8 protein-coding genes and 1 pseudogene are annotated in these 13,616 nt (G+C 51.8%); 4 read left to right on the top strand and 5 right to left on the bottom strand.

Translation table 11 applies throughout. The annotated features are described in order from the left end of the window. Positions 1 to 202 precede the first annotated feature (202 nt). Together ACE41H_RS12435 and ACE41H_RS12430 are read right to left on the bottom strand one after the other, a co-directional pair. Positions 203 to 1,830: pseudogene (locus tag ACE41H_RS12435) on the bottom strand (bifunctional metallophosphatase/5'-nucleotidase). A gap of 96 nt (positions 1,831 to 1,926) precedes the next feature. Then, positions 1,927 to 3,312, bottom strand: coding sequence for an MFS transporter (locus ACE41H_RS12430; RefSeq protein ID WP_375355584.1), 1,386 nt, complete (start codon positions 3,310 to 3,312; stop codon positions 1,927 to 1,929). 113 nt (positions 3,313 to 3,425) lie between these two features. On the opposite strand from ACE41H_RS12430, the gene ACE41H_RS12425 reads away from it, so the two are divergent. Then, positions 3,426 to 4,319 (top strand): LysR family transcriptional regulator, encoded by an 894-nt coding sequence (locus tag ACE41H_RS12425; protein WP_375355583.1) that lies wholly within the window; start codon positions 3,426 to 3,428, stop codon positions 4,317 to 4,319. 85 nt (positions 4,320 to 4,404) lie between these two features. Here ACE41H_RS12425 and ACE41H_RS12420 read toward each other — a convergent pair whose 3' ends face one another. The 3 genes from ACE41H_RS12420 to ACE41H_RS12410 form a co-directional block, all read right to left on the bottom strand. After that, the gene (locus ACE41H_RS12420) at positions 4,405 to 6,444 is read right to left on the bottom strand and encodes a DUF6359 domain-containing protein (protein WP_375355682.1); all 2,040 of its coding nucleotides are present in this window, start codon (positions 6,442 to 6,444) and stop codon (positions 4,405 to 4,407) included. 337 nt (positions 6,445 to 6,781) lie between these two features. Further along, positions 6,782 to 7,612, bottom strand: a complete 831-nt coding sequence (locus ACE41H_RS12415) for a carbohydrate ABC transporter permease (protein ID WP_375355582.1) — start codon at positions 7,610 to 7,612, stop codon at positions 6,782 to 6,784. Continuing rightward, the gene (locus ACE41H_RS12410) at positions 7,612 to 8,499 is read right to left on the bottom strand and encodes a carbohydrate ABC transporter permease (RefSeq protein ID WP_375355581.1); all 888 of its coding nucleotides are present in this window, start codon (positions 8,497 to 8,499) and stop codon (positions 7,612 to 7,614) included. The genes ACE41H_RS12415 and ACE41H_RS12410 overlap by 1 nt, the downstream gene beginning before the upstream one ends. 167 nt (positions 8,500 to 8,666) lie before the next feature. On the opposite strand from ACE41H_RS12410, the gene ACE41H_RS12405 reads away from it, so the two are divergent. From ACE41H_RS12405 to ACE41H_RS12395, 3 genes are all read left to right on the top strand, one after another. Beyond that, positions 8,667 to 10,490: a sensor histidine kinase gene (locus ACE41H_RS12405; RefSeq protein WP_375355580.1), complete on the top strand. Its 1,824-nt coding sequence runs from the start codon at positions 8,667 to 8,669 to the stop codon at positions 10,488 to 10,490. After that, entirely contained in the window at positions 10,483 to 12,123 is a 1,641-nt protein-coding gene (locus tag ACE41H_RS12400) for a response regulator transcription factor (RefSeq protein ID WP_375355579.1), read from the top strand. The genes ACE41H_RS12405 and ACE41H_RS12400 overlap by 8 nt, the downstream gene beginning before the upstream one ends. A gap of 142 nt (positions 12,124 to 12,265) precedes the next feature. Next, a complete protein-coding gene (locus ACE41H_RS12395) occupies positions 12,266 to 13,564 on the top strand; it encodes an ABC transporter substrate-binding protein (RefSeq protein ID WP_375355578.1) in 1,299 nt (432 codons plus the stop codon). The last annotated feature ends 52 nt before the right edge of the window (positions 13,565 to 13,616 follow it).

Here is a 13,616-nt window from a genome sequence, read left to right as displayed (position 1 = left end):
TTTGATCAGAAACAGAGAAACAGACGAATACCTATCCTAGCTCCCCCTATTCCCTGAGCGAGAGGGATAATTGTACAAAGCAGCGTGCATCTCCCTACCCAAAACAACATAAAAGCAAAATTTTCTCCGGGATTCGTACCACAAAAACGTCACCATTTTGGACAGGCCTGATATTTGTTGCTACTAATTTACATGTCATCCTTTAATCTCCACAAATTACCTTCCAGTTATGGTTAACACTCGCCGTAATGGTTCGCTTCGCGCGGATATAATCGGCAAGCAGCTCCGCCATGTCCGTCTGCAGCTCCCGTACGACGGGTTTGCCCCGGAACATATCAAACCCGCCCCCGCCGCCGGCGCGGTAGTTGTTCATCACGACATCGTATTCCGCATCCGGAATAAGCGGCGAGCCATCTACTTCCAACTGCACGACCCGCTCGCCAGGTGGGCGGGAAACATCCAGGACATACTCGACGCCCTCCCACATGTCATAGTTATAGGGTTGGGGTTTGGGCAGCAGGAATGCGGGACTCACGCCGACCCGGCCGTCATCCTCCAGCATGAAATACTCGGAGGATTTTTCTAGCGCCTCGCGGATGTCTCGGCCTGTCACCCGCAGGACGCGCAGGGTGTTGGGAAATTTGTAATTGGCGAGGATGTCCCGCATAGATATGCGTTCCCTGAAGCCGGAGCTGCTGTCGTCAAACAAGGCGGTGCAGGAGATTGGCGCTCCGCTCACTTCCATCTGCACTCTGTTGATCCATTCGATGAACGGATGCTCCTCAAGCCGCGCCTGCCAGACATCCATGATGTGCACATTCCCGGACGTTTCGCCAATAGGCTCATCCAGCCAGTGCTGCAGGCCTGTCTCAATCGGAGCCGCCAGCTCCAGAATCCGGTTCAGTGGCTCAACCTCTCCGGCAGGAAGCAGCTCTGCGTGTTTGGATACCACTCTCCAGCCTCGCTTTGCGCCGGATGTGCGGCTTGCTGTCTGCGCTTCCTCGTCCAGCTCCAGTTCAAGGATAACTCTGCCGAGAAATTGCCCCTGCGTCCCCGGCTGGATGACACATACGCCATTTAACATGGCGTTCTCGATTTGTCGGTGCTGATGACCTGTCAGCAGCACATCGATCCCTTCAACCTCCTGACAGAGAGCGAAACCCTGGTTCTCTCCCGTCAGCGTTTCGGTGGGCTCGCCTGTTTGCAAGTCCCGCTCAAAGCCGCCATGATAAGCGACAACAACAACGTCGGCAGCCTCTTTGTTCCGCAGATAGCGAACCCAGCGCTTTGCACATTCCACGGGGTTCACGAAGCGTAGCCCTTCAATATGCTCGGGCAGCTCCCATACCGGAATATGCGCGGTTGTCAGGCCCAGCACGGCAATCCGGATACCGTCCGGGGTATCATGAATAAGGTAAGGTGTGCCAAAGGCGGCTTCGCCGCTTGCAGCGGATAAAATATTGGCTGACAGCCAGGGAAAGGCCGACTGCCGCATCGCCTCACGCAAATAGGCAAGACCGAAATTAAACTCATGGTTGCCTACGACTGCCGCACTGCACCCGGCTGCGTTTAAGCTCGAAATCATCACATTTTTCCCGAAGCTGTCCACTTTAGCCTGGTAATAGGCAAGCGGCGAGCCCTGAAGGTTGTCACCATTGTCCACATAAAGCATATGATCGCCCCATCTGCTGCGTTCCTTTCGATCAGACTTGCAGTTCTAGCAAAGCCGAGGTCAGACGGCCCGCCCTCTGTATACGAATAGGGCTGAATAAAGCCGTGAATATCACTTGTCGTCAAGATGGCGACCTGGCGGCGTATTTTTGTTGACATATCATGCTCCTCCTTCTATTCATCTCTCTAGCTTAGCGCCTGCCCGTCTTTTTTTTGTGTGCGGCATGTAAGAGGAATGTAAAAAGTTGAGTGAACCTACGGCTCTTGCCATTGCCCTGACCGTCGGTGCCCCAAACTCATGAATACCAAGGAAAGTGCAATGAACGTAAGGATAACCCCAAGCAATTTAAACCCGCCGGCGCTGAACTGGCCTCCCATGACGATGCCTGTCAGCAATGAAGATAAAATGGTTCCTATATATCTCGATGTATTAAATACTCCGGAGGCTACTCCGATCATTTCTTTTGGAGAAGCTTTGAACAAGGCTGCCTGGATGCCAACGCTGTTCAATCCGTTGCTGATGCCGAATGCTGCTAGCGCCAAACATATACTGATGACCGGTGAAGCTTGATTCAATGTCACGAGCCATACTGATCCTAATGTCATCAGCATGCCGGATAACAACAAGGCTGGTTGAGGGCCTGATTTATCTATCCATCGCCCTGCTATTGGAGAAGCGATGAGCGAGCACAAGCCCAGGGTCAGCATGAGAATTCCTGTATGAAATTCACTGACATGACGTACCGTTTGCAAATAGGAGGGCAGCCCGAAAAAGAGCGAGTAATACAACACGTTAACGAGCATGTACTCAACATTGATCCAGGTCATTGCAGGATACTTGGCGAATGTTCGCAATGGAATAAAAGGCGACTTTGTTTTTAGCTCAAGTCGTACGAAAGCTGTAAGCAGTGCGAGACCTGTCAAGCAGATAATGACATAGCTTAATGAGACGTGACCGGATGATTTTGCTGACAGCAGTCCAACGAGCAAGGCAACCAAGCCTGCTGTGAAGAGCAGGATTCCTGGCACATCAAGCAAATCAAACCATTTACGAAAGGACATGCTGTTTGCGGAGGAAGTCAGCGGTTCGTCTTTAGGAATTACTTTTCTGGCTAATAGAAAGCTCGCCGCCACGAATGGAATATTGACAAGAAAGATAGCAGGCCAATCCCACCAGTGAATGAGGACTCCGCCAATAAAAGGGCCGATGGCGGCAGCTCCGGATAAGAATATCGACAAAAAGGACAGCGCGGACGCTTGTTTTTCCGTAATATGAACTCGCACAATTGTCATTCCAACCCCACCCATCATGCTTGTTCCGATGGCTTGCACAATGCGGAACACGATAAGCCACCCAAAGCTTGGCGATAGCGGAGCGAGTAAGGATGGAATGAAGGCTGTAACAAGCCCGGCAAGAAATATCCTCCTGCGGCCGAATAAATCACTCGCCTTTCCCATGACAGGCTGGGCGACAGCACTGGCAATGTAAAAAGCAAAAATAATCCAGGAAACAGCTGTAAAGTCAAGGTGATACGCTCCTTGCAGTCTTGGAATAGCAACAGAAATCATCGAGGAATTTAATGGGTTCAAAAGCACCCCCAGTCCAACGGAAATCATCAACCACCTGCTGCGAACATTCATTTTTAATCCCCCAATCAAAGCGACTGATGTCATCGTACTTGAAATCAGTTATTTATTCCAACGCATTTGATGTTATTATTTGATTGACTGAAAGGAATGGATGGAGGCATGTAATGGAACTTCTTCAACTGCAATATTTTCTCAAGGTCGCCAGAATGGAACATATGACCGAAGCTGCGCGAAGTTTGCACGTTACCCAATCGTCACTAAGCAAAACGATTCAACGCCTGGAGGAGGATCTGGGTGCCCCTTTATTTGATCGGGCAGGGAGAAAGCTGCGATTGAATGAGTTTGGGAACAAATTTCTTCGCCGTGCGGAAAGGGCCTTGTTTGAATTGGAACAGGGGAAGCAGGAGATCAGGGATTTATCCAGCCAGGGGCAGGGCACACTCGAATTGGCGGTGACCACCGCAAGCACACTGCCCAATATCCTGCGGGAGTTTCGGAAAAAACGGCCTGAAGTCCAATATCATGTACAGATGCTGAGCACACAGGAGATGATTACACTTCTTCATAGAGGGGAGGTCGATTTCTGCCTGTCCTCACCTCCAGTACAAGAGGATGACATTGAATGCCAAATTGTATTCATTGATCCCATCCTTGTTGCTGTTCCAAAGGGGCATCGGCTGTCAGACCGAAGCAGCGTATCCCTTACCGAACTAAGGGATGAATGGTTTGTCGGGGTAAAGAGAGGTTATGGCACACGCGATTTAGTCGACGCTATATGCAAATCGGCCGGTTTTGCACCTAAATATGTGTACGAGGGGGATGAACCTGCAAGGCTTATCTCTCTTGTGAAAGCAGAAATTGGAATGGCCTTTATCCCAGGAACGGCAGCGATTTCACAGGATGATATTAAATATCTCCAAGTAGAGGAGCACGAACTAGTGCGGGAGATTGCTTTGTTATGGCACCGGAGTCGATACATTTCGCGGGCTGCTCTGGAATTCCGCGAGGTAGTAGTAGAATATTTCGGGTCTTTATCAAGAGATGTGCGGGAAAAATGAAAGTTCAAATATTTTTTCATAGCCCATACTAAAAAGCTGCCCGCCATCAGCAGACGGGGGCAGCAAATAGTTGATTTAAACTGGTTCAGCTTGCAAGAGCCGCAGGAACCGAGGAAAGAGTCCGGTTTGTCTGGCGAAGCATGCTGTGAACATCCGCAGCAGAAGCGTTAGAGCTGGCGATGGTTATCGGCTGTGTCAGCACATTGCTGCTTCCTTTCTTCAAACGCAGGTTGGCTGAGCCGGAGATGCCGGACTTCAGCTGGAAGGTTAGCGTTTGCTCGGCTTTGCCGTCGCTATTGGCGGTCACCGTGAAGGCTGGGCTGTAGCCATACGAAGACCAGCTTCCGTCCTCGCTCTTGAAGCGGGCGACCTGCTCACCGCCGGGAAGATACATGCCGACACTCAGGCCGGAGACCGTTTCACCAGGCGAAAGCCCGTTTGCCGTGAGGGTCATGGTATACGTGCCGCTAGCGGCCAGACCATCCGGAACGGTAAAGCTGTAGCCGGCAGGTTGACCGGGGCTTTGTGTCGCCCCGTAGGAGCCTGGCTTGAACGTGGTCGGGTCGTACCACAGATAACCGGGTGCCGGATCGTCCCATGGCTCGGCTTGCGGTTCAGTTGAAGCGGACGGGGTTTCCATAGGCAGCAAAGAGGTCGGGGTATCCAGTGTCAGACCGTGCACCTGGTCAAAGGAGGTGTAGTCCTCCTGCATGGCGAGCCATTTGACCGTATTGACGAGGAAGACACCGTCGTCTTCTTCCTTGAAGCCGTCGTAGGTCTTTTTCGCCGTGCCGGTTTCCTCACGCAGATACTTCGGGGTGGCGTCTTCCACCGGCGAGGAATCGCCGATAAAGGCAGCTTTGCCAAGTCCCCGCTTGGCGATGGCTGCATAGGCTCCTTCTGCGCGTCCGCCTCCGTTGTAGACACCTTGATCCACCGCGTAGCTCCAGGCGGGAACGCCGCTCGCAGGAAGATACACGATGCCCTTGGCCTGGGCGGGATCAAGAATAGCGATCGTTGAACCGGCGTGCATGGCGACGGAATCAACGCCGGACGTAATGCCGAAGGCTTGGGAAGGCTCTACTATGTCGGTGGCATTCACGTCGCCGATTGCGTTGTAGCGGAAGCGGAGCCCGAAGTTATCGGCCAGCCAGTCCGAGCTCTTGACGCCCTGCATGGCAGGAGAGGCAGCTTCGGCGGCGGACATGCCCTTCGCCGGGTTGGAGTAGGCGCCCCGGCGGTAGCCGTTCATCACCTCAGAGGCGTCCCAGCGGTTTTTGTTCCGGTCAGCGTTATAATGGTCGGCAATGAAGAACAGGCCGCCGCCTTCGCTGACGAACTGCAGAATAGCCTCCTGTTCCGATTGCTTGAACGGTATGTTGGCTTCGCCAACGATGAAGACGTCATAGTCCTTTAGCTTATCATACGTGATGGCCTGCTCTCCGAACGTGTAGGGGATGGTCCGGTCGAGCTGATCGACCTCAAACTGTTCGGCAGCCAGGGCGTCCGCAAAATCGGAGAATGCGCCGTCAATGACCCAGTCCGCAGCACCGGCGGTTTGGGCATGTGTGTTGTCAAAGAGCACTTTTTTGCCTGCTCCGTTTTCCAGTTCCGGATCGTTCCCTGGATTGCTGCCAGGATCGGTACCAGGGTCGGTGCCAGGCTCGGCGCCACCGCCGCCATTATTCCCGCCATCATCTCCGCCTGGCTCACCGCCGTCACCAGGTTCTTCCGATGCCAGCGTTATATTGGAGGGACTTTTCACACCGGGAAAGTTATTGTAGGCAGCCAGTGTGCCGGTCACCCGGATTTTCGTGCCGATTAGATCGGGGTTGGACTGCAGGCCATAACCCGCCCGGTAATCGGAAGTGATTTGCACATCTATGAGCTTGGTCTTGTCCTGCTCACCGGCAGCATCTGCGATAAGCACGTTAAAATCGTTGGCGAAAGGCGCTGTAAAATTTGCGGTATAAGACCCGAAAGCATGTCCGACAATATAGCCCTCCACTGTGGCCTGATTGCCGCTGCTTCCCTGTGCGATTGCTTGGCTGACCGTCAGCACATTCTCGGCGAATGCCCGCTGTGTTCCGGCTCCCATCCATCCCGTCAATACAATCGTGAGCATGAGCAGCAGACTTGTTCCGTTTTTGAACCATCGATTCCTCAATCTAATCCCTCCTGAATGGAATTTTTTGTATCCCTCTAGAGAGTAACGCAGAAATGATGATTTTTGACCCTTATTTTGTAATGAAATTATAAAATTTCGGAAAAATAGTTCTTTTCGCACAGAGGCAGCATGAAGATACCATGCCATAAAGACTGGGGAAAATACTCCCGGCCTTTAGTGAAGGGGATATTGCTGAGGTCTACATGTTGGATAAACCATTGCCCTGGTTAAAAACAAGAAGGGGATTCTTCCATTAACCTGATAGGAAGAATCCCTTGTTTTGCCTTGCACCGGATCAGCCCTTCACGGCCCCGGCGACAACGCCTTTCACGATATATTTTTGCAGGAAGATGAAGACGATGATGGAAGGCAGGACGGCCATAACCATCGCGGTCATCGCATACTGCCAATCCGAGGTATACTGTCCGACGAAGGTGTAAGCCGCAAGCGTCAGCGTCTTCGTATCTGGCGAGCCGTTGACCATAAGCAGTGGCAGCAGGAAGTCGTTCCAGATCCACATGACGTCGATGATGACAATCGTGGCCGTTACGGATTTCAGCAGCGGGAAGATGACGGAGAAGAACATGCGGAAGCCGGAGGCTCCGTCGATCTTGGCGCTTTCGTCAATTTCCATCGGAATGCCCTTCACGAAGCCGTGATAGATGAATACGGCCAGCGGAGCGCCAAAGCCCCAGTACAGCAGGCCCAGACCCCAGGTGCTGTCGGACAGGTGCAAGTCTTTGGCTACGCGCAGCACGGTCAGCATGATGGACTGGAACGGAATGAGCATCGGCATGATGCACAGAATATAGATCACCCCGCTCCAGCGGGTTTTTGTCCGTGCAAGCTTGTAGGCGGCGATGGAGGAGACCAGGATAATGCCGGCCAATCCCAGTACGGTAATAATCGTGTTATTGATGAAGAGCTTCGGATAGTTAATGAACTCCCACACATAAGCATAGTTCTCGAAGCTCAGCTTCTGCGGCAGTGCAATGACATCCGTCATGACCTCGCCGAAGCTCTTGAACGAGTTATTCACCGCCAGGAACAGCGGATACAGGAACAGGAGCGACAAAATAATCATTACGATCTCGAGCAGGATGCGCCCGGCTTTATTTTTTTTCATCAGGCTTCAACCTCCCTGCGTTTGAAAATACCCAATTGGATTACGGTAATGATCAGCACCGCAACGAACAAAATAAGCGCTTTGGCCGTTCCGTAACCGTACAAGTTGTTCTGGAACGTATCCCGGTAAATATCATAAGCAATGCTGTAGGTGGTGCCCCCCGGGCCGCCTCCGGTCAGCGACAGGATCACATCGAACACCTTGATGGAATTGGTCAAGGCCATAAAGACGGAAATCGTAATGGACGGAGCCAGCAGCGGCAGCACGATGCTGAAAAATCTGCGCACAGGACCCGCGCCGTCCACGATGGCCGCTTCCTTCAGATCCTCAGGCACAGACTGCAGCCCCGCGATGTAGATCACCATATAAAAACCGATAGACTGCCAGATCGAGACGGCAAGTATGGAGATAAAGGCAAGCCCTTGCTGCCCGAGCCAGCTGAGCTGAAAGATGCCCCAGCCCGTGCTTTCGCCAAGCGATTCAAAGCCCTGCATGAAAATGAATTTCCAGATAAAACCGACGATGACGAGGCTGAGAATATAGGGGACGAAGAAGGCCGCCCGCAGCCAGGCCGAGCTTTTCAGCTTCATATCCAGCACTACGGCCAGCAGAATCGCCAGCACGTTCACCAGAACAATGTAAAGGATCGCATACTTGATGGTAAACCAGGCCGCATGGGCGAAGTTGGCGTCCCCCATCAGAATTTGCTTGAAGTTATCCAATCCGACAAATTTCGGATGCTTGGAAATTCCGTTCCACTGGGTGAGAGAATATCGTATGGTCATCAGGAAAGGAACATAGAAGGCGATAATTACGCACAATAATACCGGCCATGTGAACAGCCCAAATTCGAGTCTGTCGGCCCACTTTCTTCCTTGTTTGAACATAGCGCACCTCTTTTAATATTAAAAATGATGTCAGTTATTGCCGATCTGCAAATTAAAACCCTTTCGGCTATAATGAATTATAGAACAGGGATCATACCGCCAAAATGGATTTAAGAAAACAGTTAAGGGTAAAAATGCGTACGCTTTCAAAAGGGGATAGACGCCAGATGCCTAAGCGGGGTGCGGGAGCTTTATCAAGCATAAAAGAACGGGTCACACAGCGGCTGGTGAACAAACTGGTGCTGCTGTTCACCTCCATCATCGTGCTGGTGGTCGGATCGCTGACCGTCATTTCCTATCATATCGTCGAGAATGAGTCGGTGGAGAACAGCATTGCCAGCACGACGAACAATCTGCTGCTGGTGAATCAGAACCTGGAGGATTATGTACAGGAGATGGGACAGCTTGCGCTGCCACAGCTGCGTTATAACGAAATTATGAGCGCGATTCTGGACGAGGATCAGGACTATTCCTCCCAAATGGTGATTGACACGTATTTGCGGAGTATGTTTTATTCAAGAAATGATTTGAAAGCGATTTATCTGTATATTGTTGACAAGCAAAAATATTATACGGTATCGAAGGAAGCGAACACGATATCGGTCCGGCAGGGGTTTAACGAGGACATTCCGGATCAGGACTGGTATAAGTCCGCCGTGGACAGCACACGGAACCAGTCCTTTCAGTCCCTGGCTCTGAAGGACACGGAGATAGGCTATCCTCTCGAAACGGAGGATTGCTTTCTGGCCTACCACCGGGTGCTGCGGTCTATCTCTTCCCGGCAACCGCTGGCGGTGCTGTCTTTTTATTATAAGGATGCGGGCAGACAGGAGATTATGAAGGATATTCCCGTTGCGGAGGGAGATCATTTGCTGCTGCTTGGCCCGGATGATGTCCCATTTTACATGGATGACCAGGCATTTTATGCGCGGATGAGGCAGGCGGGGATGCTGGATCAGATCAAAGACGGAGAAAACGGACAGTTCACGTGGCAGGACGGGGACGAGAAATACCTTGTGAATTATAATATCGGTGAGCATGAGGGCTGGAAGCTCGTAAAACCGATTCCGTACCGGTCTATCTATGAAACCGCCACCACGACGCGGAACTGGGGCTACGCCATCGGGGGCGTATTTCTGATCGTTGCCGTCATTCTTGTCACGCTGACCTCCAATGCGATCACGCGGCCGCTGGACAGGCTTTCCTTGCAGATGAAGCGGTTCAGCAGCGGCGACTTCGAAGCGGAAGCGCCAGTGAAGGGCAACGACGAAATTGCGTATCTGTCCCGCCACTTCAATGAGATGGTGAAACGGACGAACGACCTGATCAATGAGCGCTACAAAATGAAGCTGGCCGAGAAAAATGCGATTTTGAAGGCGCTCGAAGCGGAGATCAACCCGCATTTTCTTTATAATGCTTTGCAGGCCATTTCCACACAGGCGCTGAAGCGAGAAATGTTCGATATGGCCGATATGGTGGATGCGCTCGCCCAGACCTTGCGTTACTCCATCAATGGCAAGGAGATGGTGTATGCCAGGGATGAACTGAGCCATATCGAGCGTTATCTCGGCCTGCAGAAGGCCCGTTTCGGCAGCAGGCTGCAGGTGGAGTACCAGTGGGAAGATGGCCTTCTGGACCTGCTGATTCCCAGATTATCGATTCAGACCCTTGTCGAGAATTCCATCAAGCATGCGCTGGAAAACATGCCTGACGGCATTCGCATCGTCATTGCGGCCGAGCTGCAGGGAACGCAGGCGCTGATTTCGGTAAGCGATAACGGCCCGGGCATGTCTCCGACAAGGCTGAAGGAAGTGCTGGCATCTTTTGATGAGGAGTGGGAAGAACGGGAGAGCGGGAATATCGGACTGAAAAATCTGAACACCCGTCTGAAGCTTTTGTACGGGGAGGAAGCGGCGCTGGAGATCAGGACAGACGCATCCGGAACCCATATAAAAATGATCATACCGCAAGGAGGCGGCAGTCGTGTATAGAGCATTGATTATTGATGATGAGGAACCGCTGCGTGAAGCGATCCGCATTCTGGGAGACTGGAAAGGGCTTGGCATCGGGGAAATTTATGAAGCGGAGAACGGGAAGTCCGGCCTGGATTTACTGAAGCAGCATGACATTGATCTGGTGATGGTGGACATGAAGATGCCTGGACTGAACGGGGTGGATCTGCTTCAGATCATTGAAAAGGATTATCCTGAGCTGCTGACAATCGTCATCAGCGGCTACAACGATTTTGAGTTTACACGGCAGGCGATCCGCTCGAAGGTGATCGATTACCTGCTGAAGCCGGTGAACCGGACGGACCTGAATCAGGCCTTGCGCAAAGCGATTGATGTGCTGGATGCGAAGCGGAAGAGCGAAAGCGATATTATTACGCAAAATATCACCCTGAACATGTCCCTGCCCAAGCTGAAGGAGAAAATGTATCTGTCCATCCTGGACCGCAGCTTCCGGAGACAGGCCAATGAGGCGTTTCTGCCGCTGATCGGCGCTGACTATCCGGGCAACCGCTTTTTGCTCTCCGTGCTGCGTATGATGAATATGGACGAAGTGCGCCGCGCGCGTTTTGGCGGCGACCCGGAGCTGCTGGATTTCGCGGTAACGAATGTGCTGGCTGAGTCGGGGGACGGGCGGCTGCAGTGTTTCAGCTTTGTTAATCCGCGGCGGGAGCGTGAGGTGATCGCCGTGTTTACACTGACGGATGGGCGCGCCGAAGATCTGGCATTCCAGGCGGGTCATATTATCCGGAAGGCTGCCTCTTCCCTTCACCAGCTGTTCGGGCTGAAGACGGCAGCCGGCATCGGCGGGCCGCAACAGGAGGTGACGGCACTGGCCTCTTCATATGCATCCGTGAAAGCCTGGTTTGCCTCTCTGGATGTACTGAAGCTGAAAGACGAGCCTTTCACACAGACCGTGGATCAGGCTGCTGCCGCCGACACATACCCGGTGACTGGGCAGCTAACGATGATTCAGAAGGCGTTCGAGACTGGGGGACTAACACATGCGAAAAACCTGCTGAGGGACTTTATGAACACCATTCGCGCACGGGAGACATTCAGCCTGGGGGATGCGGACCGGACGCTGCAGGAATTTGATATTATTTTGCGGGAAGCGTGCGCAAGAAAAGGCATGAATGCGGGGGCGGCAGCGATGCCTGAGGAGGCGCGGAGAAGCGCGGCTGGCATCATTTCCATGGATTTTGCCTCATTCGAGCAGTTTGTCCAGGTGATGCACCGGATGCTGGAATTCTACAGCAGGCTTGCCGAGGAGGAAGGTGCAAGCGGCAGGCCGTTCGACATTGCCGAAATTAAAACCTATATTGACCGGCATTATTTTGAGGATATTAAAATCTCCATGTTTACGGAGAAGTATTTTCTGAGCAGGGAATACCTGATGAAGCTGTTCAAGCAGCAGTTCGGACATGGTATTCATGAGTATGTGCAGAAGGTGCGGATGAACAAGGCCAAGGAGCTGTTGAACGATTCGGGTCTCAAAATCCAGGAAATTTCGGATATGCTGGGCTACAAGGATAAAAATTACTTCAGCAAGGCGTTCCGGAACTATTATCAGTTGTCCCCGTCCGAGTACCGGGCAAGCACGCAAACAAATTAGCAATTTTAAAAATTGGAAATGATAGCGAAAACAAAATTACTTTTTTACCCTCAACTATTCACTTATCTACATTTTTAATGCTGGCTCTATTCACTACAATGAGCACATGGAACAAATTAAACGATCAATTGGGGGAATATCGATGTTCAAAAAGTTTGCAGCATTGTCTGGCAGTCTCCTGTTGACAGTCGGCTTACTGAGCGGCTGCGGAGGCGGCGCTAAAGAGGCATCCTCTGAAACAGGCGGCAGCGATGATTCGAAACCGGTTACAATAAACATGTTTACCGCTTCTCCTGAGTACACGGATGCCTTCAACGCGTACATTGCCGAGTATAAAAAGGTGAAGCCAAATGTCACGATAAATCTGGAAATTATGCAGTCTGACTACAATACGATCCTGAAATCGAAAATTGCTTCTGGCAGCACGCCGGATGTATTCCAGACAACTGCAGGTGGCGACATTGATACGTATGCGGATTACAGCGCCGACCTGACAAATGAGCCGCTGGCTGCAGCGATGACGGATGCTGTACGTGCGAACATGAGCTCCTCGGACGGCAAAGTGCTTGGCCTACCGGTGAAAGGTAATCTTTTCGCCCTGATTTACAACAAGGATCTGCTGGAGCAGGCTGGCATTACGGAACCGCCTAAAACGATAGCGGAAATGCAGACTGCGGTGGAGAAGCTGCAAGCGAAAGGTACTACTCCATTCGCCAACGCTTATAAAGAATGGTGGGTATGGAAGCATATCTTCATGCACTATGTAGATGCGGCAGCACAAGATGCTGGTGTTGAGCCAAAGCAACTGGTGAGCGACTTTATCGCAGGCAAGGCGCATATCAAAGATTACCCGGTGCTGTACAACAACTTTTTCTCCTTTATTGACTTGACGGTAGCCAACGGCACGGACAAGCCGCTCGAACGCGATAGCAACGCTGAAGTCAGCGATTTTGCATCTGGCAAGGCTGCGTTTATGACAGGTAAAGGCGCATGGGATGAGGAAGCCCTGAAGAAGATCAATCCGGATCTGAAGATCGGCATCATGGGTTATCCGGTCAGCGACAAGGCTGAGCAGTCGCAGATTGTGACAGGTGCGGACCAGGCCTTGCGTATTAACGTTGATTCGCCGGTTAAGGATGAAACGATTGCCTTCTTCAACTGGCTGTACACATCGGAATACGGCAAGAACTGGTTCTCTGATGTAGCGAAGGTTATCCCGCCAATCAAGGAAGCTCCGCTGCCTGACCTGGATATGCCAAAGCAAATGGAAGAAATTTTGAAAAACGAGCCGTCTGGCGATCTGTCCATCAACTACTCTCTGGATACGTTCCATCAGAAATTCGGTGAGCTGATGCAGGCCTACGTCGGCGGCAATGCGACCAAGGATCAGACGGCTACAGAGATTGAGAAAGCATGGGTTCAACTGGGCGGAGCCCAGTAGGATCAAGACTTATAAGGGCTGAAAAGCCTGGAAGCAACATATTTAGTTGAAT

Origin of the sequence: Paenibacillus enshidis (assembly GCF_042136365.1) — a bacterium.
In the GTDB taxonomy this organism is placed as follows: domain Bacteria; phylum Bacillota; class Bacilli; order Paenibacillales; family Paenibacillaceae; genus Paenibacillus; species Paenibacillus enshidis.
Note: the sequence above shows the minus strand (reverse complement) of the source record. Positions and strands in the feature narration are given on the sequence as shown.

What these genes read in the sequence shown, in the direction of transcription:
- ACE41H_RS12430 (WP_375355584.1), bottom strand. Translation starts at nt 3,312, where the DNA reads ATGAATGTTCGCAGCAGGTGGTTGATGATTTCCGTTGGACTGGGGGTG.
- ACE41H_RS12415 (WP_375355582.1), bottom strand. Translation starts at nt 7,612, where the DNA reads ATGAAAAAAAATAAAGCCGGGCGCATCCTGCTCGAGATCGTAATGATT.
- ACE41H_RS12420 (WP_375355682.1), bottom strand. Translation starts at nt 6,444, where the DNA reads ATGCTCACGATTGTATTGACGGGATGGATGGGAGCCGGAACACAGCGG.
- ACE41H_RS12410 (WP_375355581.1), bottom strand. Translation starts at nt 8,499, where the DNA reads ATGTTCAAACAAGGAAGAAAGTGGGCCGACAGACTCGAATTTGGGCTG.
- ACE41H_RS12405 (WP_375355580.1), top strand. Translation starts at nt 8,667, where the DNA reads ATGCCTAAGCGGGGTGCGGGAGCTTTATCAAGCATAAAAGAACGGGTC.
- ACE41H_RS12425 (WP_375355583.1), top strand. Translation starts at nt 3,426, where the DNA reads ATGGAACTTCTTCAACTGCAATATTTTCTCAAGGTCGCCAGAATGGAA.
- ACE41H_RS12395 (WP_375355578.1), top strand. Translation starts at nt 12,266, where the DNA reads ATGTTCAAAAAGTTTGCAGCATTGTCTGGCAGTCTCCTGTTGACAGTC.